This window comes from Paenibacillus turicensis (assembly GCF_050461185.1).
GTDB lineage: Bacteria > Bacillota > Bacilli > Paenibacillales > Paenibacillaceae > Fontibacillus > Fontibacillus turicensis_A.
Genome location: NZ_JBCMOR010000018.1, coordinates 30,269 through 49,859 on the forward strand (window position 1 = coordinate 30,269; position 19,591 = coordinate 49,859).

The 19,591-nt window shown below is 39.5% G+C and carries 18 protein-coding genes; 6 read left to right on the top strand and 12 right to left on the bottom strand.

The window, feature by feature from the left end; all coding sequences use genetic code 11:
* Window positions 1–2: 2 nt before the first annotated feature.
* A complete protein-coding gene (locus ABE099_RS19240) occupies window positions 3–896 on the bottom strand; it encodes a cation diffusion facilitator family transporter (protein WP_430032996.1) in 894 nt (297 codons plus the stop codon).
* Between the two features lie 150 nt (window positions 897–1,046).
* On the opposite strand from ABE099_RS19240, the gene ABE099_RS19245 reads away from it, so the two are divergent.
* Window positions 1,047–1,232, top strand: a complete 186-nt coding sequence (locus ABE099_RS19245) for a hypothetical protein (RefSeq protein ID WP_430032999.1) — start codon at window positions 1,047–1,049, stop codon at window positions 1,230–1,232.
* A gap of 127 nt (window positions 1,233–1,359) precedes the next feature.
* On the opposite strand, the gene ABE099_RS19250 is transcribed toward ABE099_RS19245, so the two are convergent.
* Both ABE099_RS19250 and ABE099_RS19255 read right to left on the bottom strand, forming a co-directional pair.
* Entirely contained in the window at window positions 1,360–2,988 is a 1,629-nt protein-coding gene (locus tag ABE099_RS19250; protein WP_430033002.1) for an ABC-F family ATP-binding cassette domain-containing protein, read from the bottom strand.
* 156 nt (window positions 2,989–3,144) lie between these two features.
* The gene (locus ABE099_RS19255) at window positions 3,145–4,086 is read right to left on the bottom strand and encodes an MBL fold metallo-hydrolase (protein ID WP_430033004.1); all 942 of its coding nucleotides are present in this window, start codon (window positions 4,084–4,086) and stop codon (window positions 3,145–3,147) included.
* Window positions 4,087–4,348: 262 nt separating this feature from the next.
* Between ABE099_RS19255 and ABE099_RS19260 the strand changes: the two genes are divergently transcribed.
* Window positions 4,349–5,479: a virulence factor gene (locus tag ABE099_RS19260; RefSeq protein ID WP_430033006.1), complete on the top strand. Its 1,131-nt coding sequence runs from the start codon at window positions 4,349–4,351 to the stop codon at window positions 5,477–5,479.
* 547 nt (window positions 5,480–6,026) lie between these two features.
* Here ABE099_RS19260 and ABE099_RS19265 read toward each other — a convergent pair.
* Entirely contained in the window at window positions 6,027–6,551 is a 525-nt protein-coding gene (locus tag ABE099_RS19265; RefSeq protein WP_430033008.1) for a dihydrofolate reductase family protein, read from the bottom strand.
* Between the two features lie 311 nt (window positions 6,552–6,862).
* Between ABE099_RS19265 and ABE099_RS19270 the strand changes: the two genes are divergently transcribed.
* Together ABE099_RS19270 and catA are read left to right on the top strand one after the other, a co-directional pair.
* Window positions 6,863–7,798 (top strand): helix-turn-helix transcriptional regulator, encoded by a 936-nt coding sequence (locus tag ABE099_RS19270; protein WP_430033010.1) that lies wholly within the window; start codon window positions 6,863–6,865, stop codon window positions 7,796–7,798.
* Window positions 7,799–7,876: 78 nt separating this feature from the next.
* Window positions 7,877–8,536: a type A chloramphenicol O-acetyltransferase gene (catA, locus tag ABE099_RS19275; protein ID WP_430033012.1), complete on the top strand. Its 660-nt coding sequence runs from the start codon at window positions 7,877–7,879 to the stop codon at window positions 8,534–8,536.
* A 136-nt stretch (window positions 8,537–8,672) separates the two neighbouring features.
* Here the strand turns inward: catA and ABE099_RS19280 are convergent, their stop codons facing one another.
* Window positions 8,673–9,809, bottom strand: a complete 1,137-nt coding sequence (locus ABE099_RS19280) for a transglutaminase domain-containing protein (protein ID WP_430033014.1) — start codon at window positions 9,807–9,809, stop codon at window positions 8,673–8,675.
* Window positions 9,810–10,119: 310 nt separating this feature from the next.
* Here ABE099_RS19280 and ABE099_RS19285 point away from each other — a divergent pair, with 310 nt between their 5' ends.
* Window positions 10,120–10,293: a hypothetical protein gene (locus ABE099_RS19285; RefSeq protein ID WP_210090008.1), complete on the top strand. Its 174-nt coding sequence runs from the start codon at window positions 10,120–10,122 to the stop codon at window positions 10,291–10,293.
* 111 nt (window positions 10,294–10,404) lie between these two features.
* On the opposite strand, the gene ABE099_RS19290 is transcribed toward ABE099_RS19285, so the two are convergent.
* The 4 genes from ABE099_RS19290 to ABE099_RS19305 all read right to left on the bottom strand — a co-directional run bounded on the left by ABE099_RS19290 (window position 10,405) and on the right by ABE099_RS19305 (window position 14,887).
* Window positions 10,405–10,632 (bottom strand): glutaredoxin family protein, encoded by a 228-nt coding sequence (locus ABE099_RS19290; protein ID WP_430033016.1) that lies wholly within the window; start codon window positions 10,630–10,632, stop codon window positions 10,405–10,407.
* 72 nt (window positions 10,633–10,704) lie between these two features.
* The gene (gene trxB, locus ABE099_RS19295; RefSeq protein WP_430033018.1) at window positions 10,705–11,652 is read right to left on the bottom strand and encodes a thioredoxin-disulfide reductase; all 948 of its coding nucleotides are present in this window, start codon (window positions 11,650–11,652) and stop codon (window positions 10,705–10,707) included.
* A 156-nt stretch (window positions 11,653–11,808) separates the two neighbouring features.
* Window positions 11,809–13,773, bottom strand: coding sequence for a heavy metal translocating P-type ATPase (locus tag ABE099_RS19300; RefSeq protein ID WP_430033020.1), 1,965 nt, complete (start codon window positions 13,771–13,773; stop codon window positions 11,809–11,811).
* Between the two features lie 229 nt (window positions 13,774–14,002).
* Window positions 14,003–14,887, bottom strand: a complete 885-nt coding sequence (locus ABE099_RS19305) for a LysR substrate-binding domain-containing protein (RefSeq protein WP_430033022.1) — start codon at window positions 14,885–14,887, stop codon at window positions 14,003–14,005.
* Window positions 14,888–15,032: 145 nt separating this feature from the next.
* Between ABE099_RS19305 and ABE099_RS19310 the strand changes: the two genes are divergently transcribed.
* Complete coding sequence (locus tag ABE099_RS19310; RefSeq protein WP_430033024.1) at window positions 15,033–15,704, top strand: O-methyltransferase; 672 nt, start codon at window positions 15,033–15,035, stop codon at window positions 15,702–15,704.
* Between the two features lie 322 nt (window positions 15,705–16,026).
* Here ABE099_RS19310 and ABE099_RS19315 read toward each other — a convergent pair whose 3' ends face one another.
* From ABE099_RS19315 to ABE099_RS19325, 3 genes are all read right to left on the bottom strand, one after another.
* Complete coding sequence (locus ABE099_RS19315; RefSeq protein ID WP_430033026.1) at window positions 16,027–17,319, bottom strand: homocysteine synthase; 1,293 nt, start codon at window positions 17,317–17,319, stop codon at window positions 16,027–16,029.
* A gap of 99 nt (window positions 17,320–17,418) precedes the next feature.
* On the bottom strand, window positions 17,419–18,603 hold the full coding sequence (locus ABE099_RS19320) for an oxalate decarboxylase family bicupin (protein WP_430033028.1): 1,185 nt from the start codon (window positions 18,601–18,603) through the stop codon (window positions 17,419–17,421).
* A gap of 102 nt (window positions 18,604–18,705) precedes the next feature.
* Window positions 18,706–19,563: an ATP-binding cassette domain-containing protein gene (locus ABE099_RS19325; protein ID WP_430033030.1), complete on the bottom strand. Its 858-nt coding sequence runs from the start codon at window positions 19,561–19,563 to the stop codon at window positions 18,706–18,708.
* Between the last annotated feature and the right edge of the window lie 28 nt (window positions 19,564–19,591).

Consider the following 19,591-nt stretch of genomic DNA (forward strand, 5'->3'; position numbering starts at 1 on the left):
AGCTATGTTAACTCGTCCTGATGCATTCCTTCCTTAGGCTCCACATGAATATGGACACCTAACACATTCTGTTTCTCGTTGTACATTTCTTTCTCTACAAGATCACTAATCTCATGACTTTGTTTTACTGTTAACTGCGGATCTACCTCAATCACAACATCGACAAACACTTTATTCCCGTGAATACGTGCCTTTAGCTCCTTTATCCCTTCTACTCCATCAATTCGGCGAATGGCACTCCGTAAACTAGCTAACTCTTCTTCATCATAACCATCACTTAAATTATGTGTAGCTTCACGGAATATTGACCATGCTGTATAGCAAATTAAAATACCTACACCTAACGCTGCCACCATATCAAGCCAAGGTAAGCCAAACTGCGAACCAACGATACCAATCGTTGCGCCAACACTGACTAATGCATCAGACATGTTATCTTTAGCTGCCGCCATTAACGCACCACTATTTGTTTGCTTCGCAAGCTTACGATTATACAGGTAGACTCCCCACATTATGACAGCACAAAATGCCGCAACTCCTCCTGCTGCAAGCTCAGGTGAGGATGTATTTCCATAATACAAGGAGCGAAGTGCTGTAAAAATAACTTGGATACCCACAATTGCCATAATAAGAGAAGCAACTAAAGCCGCAATCGTCTCTGCACGAAAATGACCGTATGTATGGTCTGAATCAGGTGGCTTTTGGGAAATTTTGAGTCCAATTAATACGGCGACAGAAGCCACAATATCGGTTAAGTTGTTAAAGCCATCAGCGACAAGCGCATTGGAAGCAAGCCAATAACCACAGCTTAATTTAAAGATGGATAAGCCGATATAAGCCGCAATACTTACCCATGCTCCTCGCTCACCTTTACGAATATCCTCATAAATGTCCAAACCTTTAGCCTCCTCAGAAATATATCAGTCAATATCAGTGCAATTATTGTTGAACAATTGATTCATATGTTATTATTCCCGTTGTCCATCGTTTTAAAAACGTTTAAGATAGAGATAGGCCCCTTTCTCAATATCAAGGAGATGATTTAGATGACAGAAGAGAATCAACAACCACGAAAAATAAGCCTAGCGGAAGCGATGCGTCAAAAGCTAGAGCAAAAAAAACAACAACAAGCAGGCAATAAAGCCGGATTCCAAGGTAGTACTCAAACTAAAGCTTTAAAAACACAAAATAATAAAAAGCCAAACAACCAACGTCGTCGTACTGGCGTATAATGGATGCTTAGCAACCAATCAGAAAACAGAAAAAACCAAGGAAGCTCTTAAGATCAAGGGATAAGTCCCCCAAGAGCATCCTTGGTTTTTTAATTAAAATAATAATTCAAAGGTAGATGAAGATGTATTAATCTAAAGCACCTTCGTACATCTCATTACGTAGTTTTTGAATTTCTTCACTTTCAAGATATTCATCATAGCTCATAATACGATCAATGATACCTTTAGGGGTAATTTCAATAATACGGTTCGCGATCGTCTGAATGAATTGATGGTCATGAGATGTAAATAAGATCGTACCATCAAAGTCGATTAAACCGTTATTGAGTGCTGTAATAGACTCTAGATCCAAGTGGTTCGTAGGCTCATCAAACAGCAATACGTTAGCACCGTTAAGCATCATCTTAGCGAGCATACAACGAACCTTCTCGCCCCCAGACAACACGCTTGCTTTTTTCAGCGCTTCTTCACCTGAGAACAACATCCGTCCTAAGAAGCCACGCAAAAACGTTTCATCTTGATCATTAGAATATTCACGAAGCCAATCTACAAGAGTTAGCTCTACACCATCAAAGTAGCTACTGTTGTCTTTCGGGAAATACGCCTGGGAGGTTGTCACGCCCCAGCTAAATTCACCAGCATCTGCTTCTGTTTCACCCATCAATACTTGGAATAACGTTGTTTTAGGTAAGCCATTAGGACCTACAAATGCAATTTTATCCCCTTTATTTACAACAAAGCTTACATTATCAAGCACCTTATCCTGTTCGATTGTTTTGCTCAATCCATCTACGGTTAAAAGTTGCTTACCGGCTTCACGCTCTGCTTTAAAATGTAAAAATGGATATTTACGATTGGATGGACGGATGTCCTCTAATGTAATTTTATCCAATTGCTTTTTACGCGAAGTTGCTTGCTTTGATTTCGAAGCATTCGCAGAGAAACGTTGAATAAATGCCTGTAGCTCTTTAATTTTTTCTTCTTTTTTCTTATTCGCATCACGTTGCAATGCAAGTGCTAATTGGCTAGATTCATACCAGAAGTCATAGTTACCAACATACATTTGGATTTTACCAAAATCAATATCAGCAATATGAGTACATACTTTGTTTAGGAAGTGACGGTCATGGGATACCACGATAACTGTACCTTCATAATCCATCAAAAAGTTTTCTAGCCAACGGATGGACTCGAGGTCCAAATGGTTCGTAGGCTCATCCAGCAATAGATTGTTCGGACGACCAAACAAAGCCTGAGCAAGCAAAACACGCACTTTCTCGTTACCACTTAATTCAGACATTTTTTTATCATGTAAGTCACGAGGAATTCCTAAACCAATAAGCAAGGCAGCAGCATCCGCTTCTGCATCCCAGCCGTTAAGCTCCGCAAATTCACCCTCAAGCTCACCTGCACGCATACCATCTTCTTCAGAGAAGTCAGCTTTTGCATACAAAGCATCCTTTTCCTTCATGATGGAATATAAGCGACTATGACCCATAATGACCGTTTCTAACGGATAAAACTCATCATATTCATAATGGTTTTGCTTAAGCACAGCCATTCTTTCACCTGGAGTCATGTGAACCTCGCCTTGGTTTGGTTCAATTTCACCAGCTAAAATTTTTAAAAAGGTAGATTTCCCTGCACCATTAGCTCCAATTAAGCCGTAACAGTTACCAGGCGTAAATTTTATATTTACATCCTCGAAAAGTGCCCGTTTTCCATAGCGGAGCGTTACACCAGTTGTACTGATCATTTACACATTACCATCCTTTATTCATAATCACACCCTAGTTTAGCATTATATCATAAAAAGGGTAACTCTAAGCGGAAAGAGCGACATTGTTCTCACATTAATCGTGAATATCCTACTCAATATTTTTCTATCTTAAACTGAAATGATTAAGCTTGTTTATTTGAAATGATATTTCTTTACATGAAACGTTTCTCCATAATGCAACAAATGGATGATATCCTTTGGCAATCCCCGACGTTTACGATCCGCCTCCAACCGATCAAGCGCCTCTCGTGCAGTATCATCTGCTAGCTTAAATGTGCCATAATGCATCGGAATCATCAGCTTGCCCCGTACATCAACAAAAGCTTGAAGTGCCTCTTCTGGTGTAGTATGTTGGGATGTCATAAACCATTCAGGCTCATAAGCTCCAATTGGCATCAAGGCAATATCTATATTAAAGCGTTGACCAATTTCGGTAAAACCTTTGAAATAACCGCTATCTCCTGCAAAATAAATACAAGGCATGCCCTCGTCAGCCTCTAAAACAAACCCACCCCAATGTGAGGTATTGGTATCAAATAACGTTCGACGTGTCCAATGCTGTGAAGGAACAAAGGAGATTTTCACTCCCTTAAAGGTTAAATCCTCCCACCACGTAAGCTCATGAATTCTTCTAAAGCCTTTACGAGCGAGTCTACGTCTAAGTCCAATCGGCACGATTAGCTCCGTATGTCTTCCATATAATCTACGAATAGATGCAATATGCATATGATCATAATGGGAATGAGAAATAAGAATAAGGTCAATGTCTGGTACATCATCAAGTGGAATTCCTGGCATCCCAAGTCTACGTTGGAAACCCATTCTCATCGCCCAGACAGGATCAGTAACAATGTTAAGCCCTCCATATTGAATTAAAAAGGTAGAATGACCAATCCAAGTCACCGTCGCTTGTTCTCGATTGTTCCATAAATAATCAAGCTGTGGGGGTACATTAGGAACAACATAGGAGTAATCCTTAGTTTTTTCTCTTCGTTCTTTACGCCACTGTTTAAATTGCTTTAGTGTTTTATCTGTACTTACATTATCGATGTTTGAGTATCTTTTTTTAGGCATTACATTTACGCCCTCCCTTGTGTCTACTCATCCTGTTACTGGGCAGGCAGCAATCTTGCCATGCTCATATGACTTTATGTTTATTGTAGAGCAAGCACTACCCTGAGTTCAAATCCAACAAGTTGTGTGCAATTTTATCGTTAGTAGTGTTTAATTTGTATTTATAACCATAAAAATGCAGACATAAACAGAAATAACACAGCAACTTTTATTAAATGCAATGAACATGTACAATGTTAATGAAAGGAGTTGTGAACGTTATATGAAAATTTTATTAATTGAACCAACACCAAGCCCTAATTCCATGAAGCTACAATTAGATGAAGCCCTAGATTCCGGTATTCGGAAAACATATACAATAGAAAATATCCGCTCAGCCCCACCATGGATTGCCCAAATTTTAGACATTGATGGGGTACGTAGTGTGTTTCATACCGCTGACTTCATCGCCATTGACCGTAGGGGAGGTGCTGATTGGGGTGCGATTTTAGCTCAAATACAGCAACAGTTTCAACAACAGGAGATTGATTCAAGCTGGAACCCTGAGGATCAAAATGAGTTTGCATTTGGAGAAGCGCAGGTGCTTGTCCAATTTTTCCGTGGTATTCCGATGCAAATTCGTGTTAAGGCAGGTCAAAAGGAGGAACGTATTTCCTTAGCGCCACGCTTCGTAAATGCAGTTACTGAAGTCGCAAGTGCCACGTTAATTAAAGAGCGTAAGCTAACTGATTACGGGGTACGTTATGGGGAACTTCCTGAGATTGCAAGAGAAGTCGAGCAGGAACTCGAAGCAGCTTACCCAGAGGAGCGTTTGCAAACGATTGTGAAGCAGGCCATAGCCCATGGTCGTAGTGAGGCCGAATTTGTAGAGCAGCGTAAAAGCTATACTTTGGCTGAGATTGAACAATTGCTTTCTCATGAGGAATGGCAGCAACGTTATGCCGCACTTGATGCACTTGAGCCAAGTGAAGCAACGATGCCTTTAATATTAAAGGTTATACATGATCCTAAGCTACAAATCCGTAGACTTGCGGTTGTGTACCTCGGCGATATCGGTTCTTCTGAAGCAATATCATTATTATGTGAAGCATTAAAGGATTCATCACCTGTTATCAGACGTACCGCAGGAGATACTTTGTCTGATCTTGGAGATCCAATTGCAACAGAGCCCATGATGGAGGCGTTACAGGACAAAAGCAAGCTCGTTCGCTGGAGAGCCGCTCGTTTTCTATTTGATGTTGGAGACGAACGTTGCGTACCTGCGTTACGTGCTGCAATTGATGATACCGAATTCGAGGTTAGCCTACAGGCTCGCATGGCACTAGAACGAATTGAAGCAGGAGAAGAAGCCGTAGGAACAGTATGGCAGCAAATGGCGAATCGTGAGCGTTAACAGTAAATTTATACTTTTGGATAGCTAATAATTAAGAGAGCTGTTTACTTGAAGTAAACAGCTCCCTTTTTGAGTTCTACTCCTGTAGAGTTACCACTATAGAATCTCCATTTAAATTTGGTTCTCTTGAAATCAGTGCTTGACAACTACCCCCTACTAGCGAAGAGACAGAGCGATTCTGAAGATTGTCTCTTAAAATCAAATTCCACCAATAAATAACTTCAATAAAAATTGGCTCAACTTAAGAATCGGTACTTGACAATAAGCTAACGAAACGAAGGAGCAGGGAGATGACGGAGAAGCGAACGCGCCCGCCTTTAAGGACACAATTTCATCCATTCAACACCTGTTATAAAGAAATTGGGGCCTTAACAGCGGTTGAAGCCACTCCCTGCTACGTAGCCTCTTACTTCATTGATTGTCAAGCAATAATTATTGTATTGAGCCTAAAAAGGAATATGATTTTAACACAATCGCAGGAACGCTCTGGATCGTAGCTACCAGCCTCCATCCGTTGTCAAATACTGTTTTTTAATAGAGCCAATATTTATAAAATATTTCTATAGACCATCTCCACAAACTGCCCATTTCGTTTAACATCTATTAAGTTTAACTGCTTTTCTGCAAATCCAGATTTAAATAACGGAATTCCCCCACCTAGCAAGTGTGGTGTAATAAAGAGTCGGTACTCATCTATCAGATCATTTTGAATAAAATCGATGATTAAATCTCCCCCACCCACAAGCCAAATATTGTTTCCCTCTCGTGCCTTTAATTGGTTTATTAAAGGAAGTATATCTCCCTTTACAAATTCAACATATTCATCTCTTCCTGACTTCGTATTTGAATACACGTAACATTGTTTATCAGGGTACGGAAATTGTTCGCTATGCTCTACTACGTAATCATAGGTTTTTCTGCCCATAATGACCGTATCAATGCTCTCATACATCGCATTGTAGCCGTTATCCCCATCTGCGTGTGTCTCTAACAACCAATCTAAATTGTCATCTTTTTTGGCGATATATCCATCTAAGCTAGCTGCAATATACAAAATTACCTCTCGTGCCAATCCAATCATCTCCTCTTCTTCTTAATACTATAGATTTGTTGCTCTATCCTCACACTTGATTCTTTCATCAAGTAAGGTCATACTAACAGTAAAACATGACAATTGTTGTCATGATATTGCGCTACACTAATAAATAAAAATAATTACTTTTAAAAACGGCTCAACTTAAAAATTAGTGGCTGACAGGAAGCTAAAATAGCGAAGTTATCTAATTCAAAAAAATAGGTTGTAACAGGGGTCGAAGCCACCCTCTGCACCGTAGCTGCTTTCCTCAGAAGTTAGCAACCACTAATTTTAAAAAAGGTGAGAAAATGTCCAAATCTACACGCCTGCTCGATATTCTTATTTTTATTAGTGCTAAAAAAAAGTTTACTGCACAAGAAGTTGCAGATGAGTTCAACATTTCCACACGTACTGTACATCGATATATTTTAGATTTAGCAGATATGGGCTTGCCCGTTTATGGAGAGCAAGGACGACATGGTGGGTTTACTGTCATCACAAATACGTTACTTTCCCCCATCCTATTTACGGAAGATGAGGCTGTTGCTATTTTCTTTGCCTTTCAATCGTTACAGAATTACAATAGTTTGCCCTTCTCCGCAGAGGTTGGCTCTGTATCTAAAAAGTTGTTTTCTTCCCTTCATCCTGGGGCAAAAAATAAAGTGGAGCGGTTACGTCATCATTTAACCTTTTGGAATCCATCCAGAATGATAGATACGCCCTTGTTACAAGAAACTTTAGAAATATGTATGTCAGGAAAAAACCTACGAATGAAGTATGCTTCAAAATCAGGAGCTAGAGATAAATACATTCATCCCATTGGTGTTTACGCTCATGATGGCTTGTGGTACTTACCTGCACATGATTTGGATAAGGATAAGTTACTGTTATACCGGGTTGATCGCATTTTATCCATTGAAGACACTGAGGAGACGGAGTCACATTTTATTACTTTAGAGGAATGGTTTCATACTTATGAAATTAAAAAACCAATAAGACTTCATCTAATTTTAACGGTAGAAGGGGTACGTCAATGTAAGAGTATTTCTTATTTCGAGCAATTTATTTATATAAATGAAGATGGTTCTGGATACATTGATATAATGATAGATGAGGGCGAGTTATCGTTTATTACTCCCGTATTATATCGTTTAGGACACCATGCTAGAATTGTAGAACCTCAACAGCTTATTAATCTCATGGTGGAAAAAGGAAATGAAATTATAAAAATGTATACACAATAACGTTAAGGAGTGAAAAACATGGTAAAGACACGTGAAGTACCTCCCAATTTAAAATAAAAAATTTGGGAGGATAATAAAATGAAATTTATTGAAATTGAAATGGATCAATGGGCAAGAAAAGAACATTATAACCATTACACCAATAACGTGAACTGTACTTACAGTGTCACCGTTCAAATTGATATTACCAGCTTACTCCCTCTTCTCAGGGAGAAGGGCTTAAAGAGTTATCCCGTACAAATCTATATGTTGTCTACTATTGTTAATCAGCTTCCAGAGTTCCGAATGGATATTAATGATAAGGGCAATGTAGGATATTGGGAAAAAGTAAATCCCATGTATACAACTTTGAATCCCAGCACAAACACATTTTCTGCTCTATGGACAAATTACGATGTCAACTTTGGGCAATTTTACGACTTATTTTTAAAAGAAACTACCCAATATGCTAATTGCGATCGTATTTTATTTCCCCAGAGCGCTGTCCCAGCTAACGTTTTTAATATTTCTAGTCTTCCATGGGTAGATTTTACAGCCTTTAATATTAATGTTTTGCCAAATAAAAACTACCTTTTTCCGATTTTCACAATCGGAAAATATATTCAGGAAAACGGAAAAACACTTATGCCACTTGCAATTCAATGTCATCATGCTGCTTGTGATGGTTGGCACGTCGGAAAGTTTGTAGAGTTACTACGTGAACTGGCGATGACACCAAATCGTTGGTTACAGATTTAATGTAAATAAAAAGAGTAACAAGGGGATATGGAACAATTCCATGTCTCTCCCTTATTACTCTTGTTATCTTATCATCTGTTATTATGTTATCCTGTATCTCTTTATTCTGGATCTAGTACCCTAATAACTATTGCCACTACTCCCAACGGATTTCAACCTTCCAATCATTAGTATCCTCAAGCTTCTCTATCAAATAGCTGATTTTACCGATCTTCAATGAATACAGGCTTGCTAAGTCCGTAATCAATTGATCTTCAGAACCTGAATAGCGTACAAGTCCACGCTTATGCCCTTTTTTTATTTGCATAGCTATTTTAGAGACTAAATCTTCGCTACTAAGAACAACTGCGTCTTTAGCATACAAATGTAAACCTAAATCCTCTGAAATTTCCTTGTAACGTTCTCCCTTTTTTCCTGCATTAGTATCCACTAAGCCTAACAGTACATCACGATAATTACTATTGGCAGCAGGGTAATTTTTGCGGTTCCATGTATGATCTACTGCTAATTGTTGATCTGTTTTTAAATAATACGTATATTTTACGCCACCTTTAAATAACGTATCGTCCCCTGGATCATCCCAAGTCGTGTCCATGTGGTACCATTTTCCGTCTAGCTTCACTAAGTTCCAAGCATGAAGTTGACCCTTCGCTGTACCCTCGACGATTTTACTCGTAAAGCCAGCTTCCTCCAACATTTTATAAGCTAATAGTGTATAGCCTTGACAGACTACCTCTCCAATTTTAAGCCCCTCATAAGCTGTAAAATTCTTAAGTCCATGGTCATACTTTAAATTTTGAACCACATAATCATGAATAGCCTTAATTTTTTCATGGTCAGTCATATTTTTCTTAATAATATGCTGAACAATCTTTTTTACTTTTGAATTCACATATGCAGTTTGTGCTTTAGTTTCACGATATACAAACTTTACTGTAACTTTAGTTGAGGAAGCTCTCCCTTTCCACGAAAAAACATAACGATCAACAATATATTTTGTATATGGATCACGCTCAAGCGCGATAGCAATAGACTGCTTAAGTTGACTTTCCAGATTAGCCGTGGATCCCTTATAGCGGAAGCTCATGACTGTTTTACGTTCCAGCAAATCCTGTGCCAACTGATTTTGAATTTGTTTAAATGAAGTAAAGGTAGGAACAGACTCCGAAGCTGCGTGTACCTCAGGAATTCCCCAGCCAGGAGGAATCGTACCAAATAATATTGTACTAGCAATACTTATCGCAACCCATCGCTGATGTCCTTTTTTAGCCATATGCTCACCTCTTGTCCACAATTTACTTTAAACAAGTTACATGGTTGTCCACCAATCTATTTCAATTGTAACACAGCTTTTTATGCAGAAGTCTTCTAGTTTTGTCGAGTAGATAATGTGATGAATTTATGCAAATATTTACTTTTTTTGATGTACTCAATATGAAAATCATTAATTGTCATAATTTTGTTCAGTGAATTTTTTGTGAAAACGCCATTAAAAGGATAACATTTATGTATAATAAAAAATAAATCAAATTGTGATTTAAATCATATCTTTTTTGTTTCGCCGATGGGAGTGAAGATGGCTTATGAGTATTGGATTATATATTGCTGTAATGGTACCTGTATTTATTATTGCTCCACTAGTTAGCTTAGGGATTCTGAGATTATATCAAGGTCGTAAAAAGTCAGGCTTCCGACTCATCGGAAGTGCAATTGCCAGCTTTGCTTTGATGCAGGTAGCAAAACATCTTTTTGAATAGACAAAAATGATATATGAATATAAAACAAAGGTTGCCATCGCCATCTTTTTCGGATGAAGGGCAACCTTATTTGTTATTAAAGTATGATTAACCTCTCACTAACGCAGCTTCTTAAGACAATGCCTTATCGAATTGCAATTTATTCATCCCTACAATTCTTTTATCGCCAATAACAGTAACAGGAACAGCACGAAGACCCATATCCCATACTTGTTGAGCAAAATCTTCATTTTCCTCAATGTTACGTTCTTCAAATTGAACCCCTTTATCATTCAAAAAGGATTTTACTTGACGACAGTGAGGACAGTTTGAACTTGTATAAACAATTACATTTTCCATGTAAATTCCCTCATTTCTATATATTGATAAGATACTTGAAAACTGAAACACTTACATATCTTGATCCTTATTTTAAACAGATACCTGCTGTGTATCGTGCTCTATGCTCTCAATATATTTCTCACAATCAAGTGCAGCCATACATCCACTACCTGCCGCAGTAATCGCTTGGCGATAGCGGTTATCCTGAACGTCACCACAAGCAAAAATACCTGGGATATTGGTTTCACTTGTGCCCGGCTTCACTACGATATAGCCATTTTCATCTGTATCTACTAAACCTTTGACAAATCCTGTATTCGGATGGTGACCAATCGCTACAAATACACCACTTGCCTCAATAATTTCTTCTTCATTTGTTGCATTATTGCGTACTTTCAGACCTGTAACCCCATTTTCACCAGTAAGTACTTCAAGTGGCGTACGATCTAATGCCATTTCTACCTTCTCATTGTTGCGTACACGATCTTGCATAATTTTGGAACCACGTAATTCCTCACGGCGGTGAACCAAGGTTACTTTGGATGCAAACTTCGTCAAGAAGCCAGCCTCCTCTAAAGCGGAATCCCCACCGCCAATAACGATAATTTCTTTACCGCGGAAGAAAAATCCGTCACAAGTCGCACATGTGCTTACGCCACGACCGATATTGTCTTGCTCCCCTGGAATACCTAAGTATTTTGCAGAAGCACCTGTCGAAATAATAAGTGTATCTGTCACAAGCTCTCCAAGACCTTCAACCTGCAATTTAAATGGACGGTTGCTCGCATCAATGCTATTCACCCAGCCCGTACGGAACTCTGCACCAAAACGTTCCGCCTGCTTACGCATATTGTCCATCAATTCTGGTCCCATAATGCCATCAGGAAAACCTGGGAAGTTCTCAACTTCAGTTGTTGTTGTTAACTGTCCACCTGGCTGTGGACCTTCAATTACAAGTGGGCTCAAGTTAGCACGTGCAAGGTAAATTGCAGCGGTTAAGCCCGCTGGTCCTGTTCCAACAATAATTGATTTATACATATATAAATCCTCCTTCAAAGAGTGTTCTTAGTGGTTTATTTTTTCGTTCAAGATGTGCGGCATCCTTATTTATAATTATGTTAAATAAGCACTAGAGTGTCAATTCTTATACTGGTAGGGTTCAGTGAATATTACATGAAGGTATGATGAAGTCCCCTATCGCAGTAGACGTAACCCGTTTAAGATGACTAAAATTGTACTTCCCTCATGTCCAACAACACCAAGCGGTAACGGTAAACCTTGTATAAAATTACTTGCCACTAATAAAGAGATCACCATTGCGGCGAAGGTTAAATTTTGCTTAATAATTTTTTTAGTCCGTCTTGCAAGTGTAAGTGTATGCACCATATGTTCTAGTGAATCATTCATTAATACCACATCTGCGACATCAAGCGCCGCTCCACTACCTGCGGCACCCATCGCAATCCCTACGGTTGCTGTTGCTAGTGCAGGTGCATCATTCACGCCATCTCCAACCATAATCACGCCCCCACAGCTCTCTCTAAGCTGTGATACATAATTAACCTTATCTTGGGGTAATAAATCTGCATATACATGATCAATACCCGCTTCTCTGGCAATTGCCGTAGCAGTAAGTTCACGATCCCCAGTTAACATGACGGTTGTAATCCCCATATCATGTAGCTTTGCAATCATCGCATTAGCTTGAGGACGTAATGTATCCTGCATCGCAAATAAACCAACATACTCACCATCACATTGAATAACAGAAATTGTATTCCCCGCTTGCGACAAATGACGTATATTTTGACACATCTGTTCAGGCATCTCCACATCTTTTTCATTTGCCTTAGTAATTCGCCACACCTTACCTGCAATACGTGCCTCTACACCTTGACCTGCAAGAGCCGTAAGTTGTTCAATTTCTTCATTTTCTTGAAGCTTAACACCTTGATCCACAGCATAGGACACAATCGCACGGGCTAACGGATGCTCAGACAAGCTTTCAGCTGAGGCACAAGCCTTGAGCACCTCTATCTTGTCATATCCTAACTCAGTGTAAAACTCCGTTACGATTGGGGCTCCCTTTGTCAGCGTTCCTGTCTTATCAAAAGCAACCACATTTATTTCGCTAAGTAAGTCCATGCAGGCACCACTTTTAAAAAGCACCCCATTACGAGCACTCCTCGACATCGCAGATAAAATGGCAGGCATGACAGAAGACACAATAGCGCAAGGTGATGCTACGACCATAAATACCATCGCTTTATAAAAAGCAGCTTGCCAAGACCACGCCATCCATAATGGCGGAATGAGAATTAGTAACACCGTTACTACAATTACTGCTTTTGCATACATGCCTTCAAGACGTTTAATCCATCTTTGGGAGACGGGAACCTGCTGCTCTGCTTGCTCAACGAGTGTAATAATTTTAGAAAATAAAGTTTCAGAAGCAAGACTAGTTACAGTTACGTACAATGCACCTTCTCCATTTAAAGAACCAGCATATACCTCATCGCCTGATGCTTTATCTAGTGGTACTGACTCACCTGTAATCGCCGCCTGGTTAACTGAGGAACGTCCTGTTTGAACATTACCATCTACAGGAATCACTTCACCAGGCTTAATGACAACTACATCACCAATGAGTAAATCTTGTACAGATACTTGACTGAGTCCGCTCTCTGTCATTTTCCAAGCTAGCTCAGGACGCATGGATACCAATGCTGAAATATCTTTATGACTACGTTCACTTGCTAACGATTCTAACGCCCCACTTAACGCAAAAATAAAGATCAGTGCCGCCCCTTCATTCCAATATCCAATCGTGGCCGCCCCCATTGCTGCGAAGATCATGAGCAAATTAACGTCAATATCCCGTTCTTCCCATAGATGAATCAGCCCCTCTTTCGTTTTGATAAATCCACCAATCACATAGGCAACAATATACATCGTAATAGACAACCATTGCGACCAATAAGACACACCCCAAGCAGCTAAAATAAAAACACCACTTAGCAGGGCCATCACAAATTCTGGATGACGAATCGCTTCCCCTAACCATTTCATCGGACCTTTGCCAGGTGGCTGGCCCCCAATTGATTTTTGTATTACAGTATTATTTTTATGAATGGCTTGCATCATAATCTCTCCCCTCATGAAGTGACTCTAATTGAGAATGAATACCATTGTTATCTCCCTAAAAATAGCACATGCTGCTCCGGGAAGGCCGGAGCAGCATGGTATTAAGGATATCATTATGAAATTTTAGTTTTCATTCTAATTGAGAACGATAATCATTTTTGTATTTATCCAATTTTGTTTACTCTTTGCAACTTTAGTTTCATTTTAAACCTTTTGATGCGGGTTGTAAACAAGAATAATAAAATTAGACGCTACGAATGACTTCTATAAAGTTAGAGACAGCGCTTGGGAGTTCCTCATTATTACGAGTACATATTGCGATTATATTTTTCATATGGACCCCTTCTACAAATACTCTTGCTAAAAGCCCACGTTCTACATAATCACGAACAACTAACGAGGAGACAAAATTAGCACCATAACCAGCAACAACAGCTGTAATGACTTCATGTAATCCATTAAATTGCAAATTAATGATGGGTGCTGGCGTATTAAAAGTACGACACAACGAAAATAGTCTTTCCCTTGTTGAGCTTCCTTCTTCCCGCATTACAAACGGTTCTTTTACTATATCTGCTAACGAAACCTGTTGATTCGCATACCGATGTTGAGGTGCAACGACAAACCATAAATCATCTTCAAACAAATTTTCCTTGAAAACGGAGTCAGGATATTCTTCTGTTAGCCCTCCATAAATAGCAATATCTACTTCTACATCTAACAATTTTTTTAACGCACCACTTGAATTTGTCGTTGTTACACTAATGTCAATTTGCTCGTATTGTTGCTTAAATTGTGCTAACCAAGCTGGGATGAGGAAATGGGCAGGTAAGTATGTGGCGGCAATCTTTAAGCTTCCAACGGTACCTTGATTATAGTTTTGAGCTAATTGCTCGATCTGACGTTCAGTCATAAAAATCCGCTTGGCAGATAAAGCTATTTCTTTGCCTATATCCGTAACAACCACGCCCCTGCCTTGCGGTTTAAGTAAAGGAAAGCCTAATTCTCGTTCTAAATTTTTAATCTGAGCAGTCACAGAAGGTTGGCTAATTTTTAACTGCTCCGAAGCTACAGTCACACTCCCTGTAGATGCAACGGTATGAAATAAACGCAAAGCATGTAGGTTCATATTTTAGATCTCCTCCTTAAATTTTAATTTATATATTTTTTATATAATTTTATGTTTTATATATATTATATTTATATTTAATTTTAATTTACAATCAATTTAGAGCAACAATAAAACAAAAATAATAAAATTGAGGTGGTTTTACATGAGTCAGAAAAAATTATGGGAGAAAGTTGATCAGTATATTGCAGAGAAGTTAATTCCTCATGATCCTCTATTAGAACAAGTTCTACTTGCCAATCATCAAAACGAGCTACCTGCATATGATGTAAGCCCCGCCCAAGGAAAGCTATTAAATCTTTTAGTACAGCTAAAAGGTGCAACGCGTATTTTAGAGATTGGAACCTTAGGTGGCTACAGTACAATTTGGATGGGCAGAGCATTATCACAAAGCGGGAAAATAGTGACCTTAGAAATAGACCCGTTACATGCCAAGGTAGCTCAGGCAAATATAGATCTTGCAAACCTGCCTTGTTCTGTGGAAATCCGAGTAGGAAATGCCTTGGATCAATTAGCACAAATGAAACAAGAAAACGTAGAACCGTTTGATTTTATTTTCATTGATGCAGACAAACCAAATAACCCTTATTATTTAAAATGGGCTCTTGAATTTTCTCATCCAGGGACATTAATTATTGGGGATAACGTTATTCGTGAAGGGGAAGTAATTAATTCGGAAAGCGAAGATCCACGTGTGCAGGGGGTAAGGCAATTTTACGATCTATTAGCGCAGGAGAAAAGAATTACAGCTACCGCGATTCAAACTGTTGGTCAAAAGGGATACGATGGATTTGTAATGGGTGTGGTAACACATTAATGCTATACAAAATAAGAAGGGCTCTCTTTCCTACCTGTTTGAACAACTGTTCTAAACACAGAAAGCGCCCTTCTTTTTTATTTTAATTTAGAAAAAGGGCTCAATCTTGAAATTAGTGCTTGACCGCTAACGCAAACTAGCGAAGAGACAGAGAGATTCTTAAGGTTGTCTCTTAAAATCAAATTCCATCTATAAATAAACTTCAATAAAAAGGAATATGATTTTAACAACAATCGCAAGAACTCTCTGAATCGAAGCTACCAAACTCCACTAGTTGTCAAGTACTATTTTCTAAATAGAGCCAGAAAAAGATATTATTTTATTATTGCTGACTCGCCGCAATCGCTTGCTCTAAGTCATACAAAATATCATCAATGGACTCTGTGCCGATAGATAAACGAATCAATTCAGGATTTACGCCAGCAGCTAATTGCTCATCTTCAGAAAGTTGTCTGTGTGTTGTACTAGCAGGATGAATGATGAGTGACTTAGAGTCGCCTACGTTAGCCAAGTGAGAAAACAGCTTCACATTTTCAATGACTTTACGTCCTGCATCGACGCCACCTTTAATGCCAAACGTCAAAATCGCGCCTTGTCCTTTAGGTAAATATTTTTGAGCAAGTGCATAAGAATCATGACTCGTTAGCCCTGGGTAGCTCACCCATGCCACATCTGGATGTTGCTCTAAATATTGCGCTACTTTTAGCGCATTTTCACTATGACGCTCCACACGTAAATGTAGTGTCTCTAAACCTTGGATCAAGAGCCATGCATTAAATGGAGATAATGCCGCACCAATATCACGTTGCAACTGTACACGTGCCTTAATAATATAGGCAAGCGGACCAACTGCGTCTGAGTATACGATACCATTGTAGCTTGGATCTGGCTGGGTTAATCCAGGGAATTTGTCATTCGCTGTCCAGTCAAATTTACCACCATCCACAATGACGCCACCAATCGACGTTCCATGTCCACCAATAAACTTAGTCGCAGAATGTACGACAATATCCGCACCAAACTCAATTGGACGAAGCAGGTATGGACTTGGGAAAGTATTATCTACAATAAGTGGAATTCCATGCTCATGAGCAATTGCGGCTACTGCCTCAATGTCCAGAACGTCTCCTTTTGGATTACCGATCGTTTCTGCATATAATGCTTTCGTTTGAGGCGTAATCGCTGCTCGGAAATTTTCAGGGTTAGAGGAATCCACAAATTTCACATTGATGCCTAGCTTAGATAACGTATTTGCAAATAAATTATATGTTCCACCGTATAATGTTGCTGAAGAAACGATTTCGTCACCAGCACCCGCAATATTCAAAATAGAGAACGTAATCGCAGCTTGCCCAGAAGCGGTCGCTAAAGCTCCTACCCCACCTTCAAGTGCAGCAATCCGTTTTTCAAACACATCATTAGTTGGATTCGTGATACGAGTATAAATGTTCCCAAATTCCTGTAGTCCAAATAAATTCCCTGCATGTTCCGTATCCCGAAACCCATAGGAAGTAGTCTGATACAAAGGAACTGCACGAGACAAAGTAGTTGGATCGATTTCTTGACCTGCATGAACTGCTAACGTTTCAAAAGATAATTTACGTTCATTAGACATTACGATAACGCCTCCTCTATTTTGATTTTTTTACATTCTCTCATAGAAAAGGACTTTTGGGAAGAGTAATTCCGATAATTTTCATGAGTTTTATTTGTTTTATTTTTTAGGATAATAGGTGTACGGTGGATATTTAACGACAGGCGACTTTTCTTTCTTTAAAGCATTCATTAGCTCAGGACCCACATTTAAATTGGTTTCAACTAATTGCTTCGGTGTAAGTGCCATCCATTGATTAAGCGATACATCCTCAAAAATATCACTTTTAAACATTTCGAGGAACCATAATGAGGTTGTACCTGTATTTTGAATATAATGACCATAAGCAAACGGAACATACCCTACATCACCAGCACGATAATCAAATGTCCTTGCAACTCCATTTCCCGCAAAGACCGTCATCCGTCCTTCACCAGTGAGGTAATATTGCCATTCATCATTATTAGGATGCCAATGCAGCTCGCGCATCGCGCCAGGTTCGATTTCTACTAGTGCTGCTGCAATGTTTTTGGAAATAGGGAAGTTTCTAGAGTCTACAATTCGCACACTTCCCCCAGATGTTTTAATCGGTGGCTGTGCCAACAGCTGATGTTTGAAGCTTAAAGGAACGGAGCCATAAGGAGACTCCACCTTTTGTGACTCAATGGATCCAGGTACGTCAGACTGATAAATGTACACTTGTTCATTTGGAATACATTGAAACGCATCAATGGGTACGCCAAAATTTGCCGACAACACATCCTTAGGTGTATGCGCAAACCAATCTGAGATCGACAAGGTATTTAGGTCTGAAAAATTGCCATCATCAAACACAAGCAAAAATTCACAACCATCCTCTAGTCCTTGGATAGAATGCGGAATACCAGGCGGGAAATACCATAAATCGCCGGGCCCAACATCAGCTATAAAATTCCGTCCATTTTGGTCTACGGCTGTAATTCTCGCATGTCCAAGCAACATATACGACCATTCCGCCTGCTGATGCCAATGCAACTCCCTTACTCCCCCAGGCGTTAAGCTCATATTTACTCCAGCTAATGTTGTAGCAATCGGGAGATCTCGTACCGTAATTTCTCGGGACCATCCACCATGATTCAGTTGCATATGTGTGTCCGAAAACGAGAACCGTAGGTTAGGAATTAACCCCGCATCCGTCACAGGAGGCACAAGCATATCTGGATTTTGTAAATCCCTCATAATGTCTCGTGGCCCGCGATCAATCCCTCCTGCGCCATCACTACGTATTGGCTGGGGAATCGATTTAGGTGGAGATGGCCTTTTCATTTGATCATCCAACACATTCACCTCACAACTTCATTTGGAAATGAATTACTGCAAGATGTATATGTAATCCTCAAATGAAATATACGAAAGCAACCCTATCACCTAAGATTCATGCTTAGACGCATGCTCTTGATGACTACGATCCTTTTTCATAAAAAATATATCCTCAATCATTGGAGGCACTTCTACCAAGGAAGCAAATGGTTTGTTATACGCAACCACCCTGACGAACATGCCACCTTCCTCTTGTCTAAAAAATATTAACTCACTTGGAGCCAAATTTTCCCAGTCTTCCATCGTCAATATACCTTCAAACACCTTCATCGGTGCTTCATTTAACCAACGGCTTGCTGTTCCCTTAAAACCAATCCTTCCATTGTCCAACCAAACGATATGGTTTGCCACACCTTCCCATTCATTTAATTCATGAACAGCTACCAATATGATGACATTCGGATTGAGTTGGCTTAACAAGGAGATAACCCATTTGCGTTCATTTAAATCCATTCCATTCAAAGGCTCATCCAAAAAAAGAAAGGCTGGAGACGCTAAAAACGCTTGGGCGATAACTAATCTTCGCTTCACACCCTCCGACATATGCCTGATCTTCACATTTTCGTACTCTAGCAGATGAAACTTTGTCAGCAGAGTTTTAATCCACTTCTTATCGGTTATGCCCTTCAACTCAGCAAAATACATTAACCATCTAAGGGCGGTCATTTCCTCATACATTTGAATTTCAGAAGGAACATAACCGATTTGACTACGAATCAGTGGTAGATCGGCCTGCAAAGGGCGACCATGATAGGATATTTCCCCTAGTTGAAGTGAATCCACCGTAGCTAATAGCCGTAGGAATGTTGTTTTGCCCGCTCCATTTTCGCCCACTAAAAGGGTAACGCCTGCCTGCAAATGCAGGTCAGGCACACTTAAAGTCATCTCACCAATTTGTTGCTTCAAGTTTTTAACGCTTAGCACTAAGCTTCTC

What these genes read in the sequence shown, in the direction of transcription:
- ABE099_RS19285 (WP_210090008.1), top strand. Translation starts at nt 10,120, where the DNA reads ATGAGTATTGGATTATATATTGCTGTAATGGTACCTGTATTTATTATT.
- catA (WP_430033012.1), top strand. Translation starts at nt 7,877, where the DNA reads ATGAAATTTATTGAAATTGAAATGGATCAATGGGCAAGAAAAGAACAT.
- ABE099_RS19250 (WP_430033002.1), bottom strand. Translation starts at nt 2,988, where the DNA reads ATGATCAGTACAACTGGTGTAACGCTCCGCTATGGAAAACGGGCACTT.
- ABE099_RS19315 (WP_430033026.1), bottom strand. Translation starts at nt 17,319, where the DNA reads ATGTCTAATGAACGTAAATTATCTTTTGAAACGTTAGCAGTTCATGCA.
- ABE099_RS19290 (WP_430033016.1), bottom strand. Translation starts at nt 10,632, where the DNA reads ATGGAAAATGTAATTGTTTATACAAGTTCAAACTGTCCTCACTGTCGT.
- ABE099_RS19300 (WP_430033020.1), bottom strand. Translation starts at nt 13,773, where the DNA reads ATGAGGGGAGAGATTATGATGCAAGCCATTCATAAAAATAATACTGTA.
- ABE099_RS19260 (WP_430033006.1), top strand. Translation starts at nt 4,349, where the DNA reads ATGAAAATTTTATTAATTGAACCAACACCAAGCCCTAATTCCATGAAG.
- ABE099_RS19305 (WP_430033022.1), bottom strand. Translation starts at nt 14,887, where the DNA reads ATGAACCTACATGCTTTGCGTTTATTTCATACCGTTGCATCTACAGGG.
- ABE099_RS19320 (WP_430033028.1), bottom strand. Translation starts at nt 18,603, where the DNA reads ATGAAAAGGCCATCTCCACCTAAATCGATTCCCCAGCCAATACGTAGT.
- ABE099_RS19310 (WP_430033024.1), top strand. Translation starts at nt 15,033, where the DNA reads ATGAGTCAGAAAAAATTATGGGAGAAAGTTGATCAGTATATTGCAGAG.
- ABE099_RS19245 (WP_430032999.1), top strand. Translation starts at nt 1,047, where the DNA reads ATGACAGAAGAGAATCAACAACCACGAAAAATAAGCCTAGCGGAAGCG.
- ABE099_RS19270 (WP_430033010.1), top strand. Translation starts at nt 6,863, where the DNA reads ATGTCCAAATCTACACGCCTGCTCGATATTCTTATTTTTATTAGTGCT.
- trxB (WP_430033018.1), bottom strand. Translation starts at nt 11,652, where the DNA reads ATGTATAAATCAATTATTGTTGGAACAGGACCAGCGGGCTTAACCGCT.
- ABE099_RS19280 (WP_430033014.1), bottom strand. Translation starts at nt 9,809, where the DNA reads ATGGCTAAAAAAGGACATCAGCGATGGGTTGCGATAAGTATTGCTAGT.
- ABE099_RS19255 (WP_430033004.1), bottom strand. Translation starts at nt 4,086, where the DNA reads ATGCCTAAAAAAAGATACTCAAACATCGATAATGTAAGTACAGATAAA.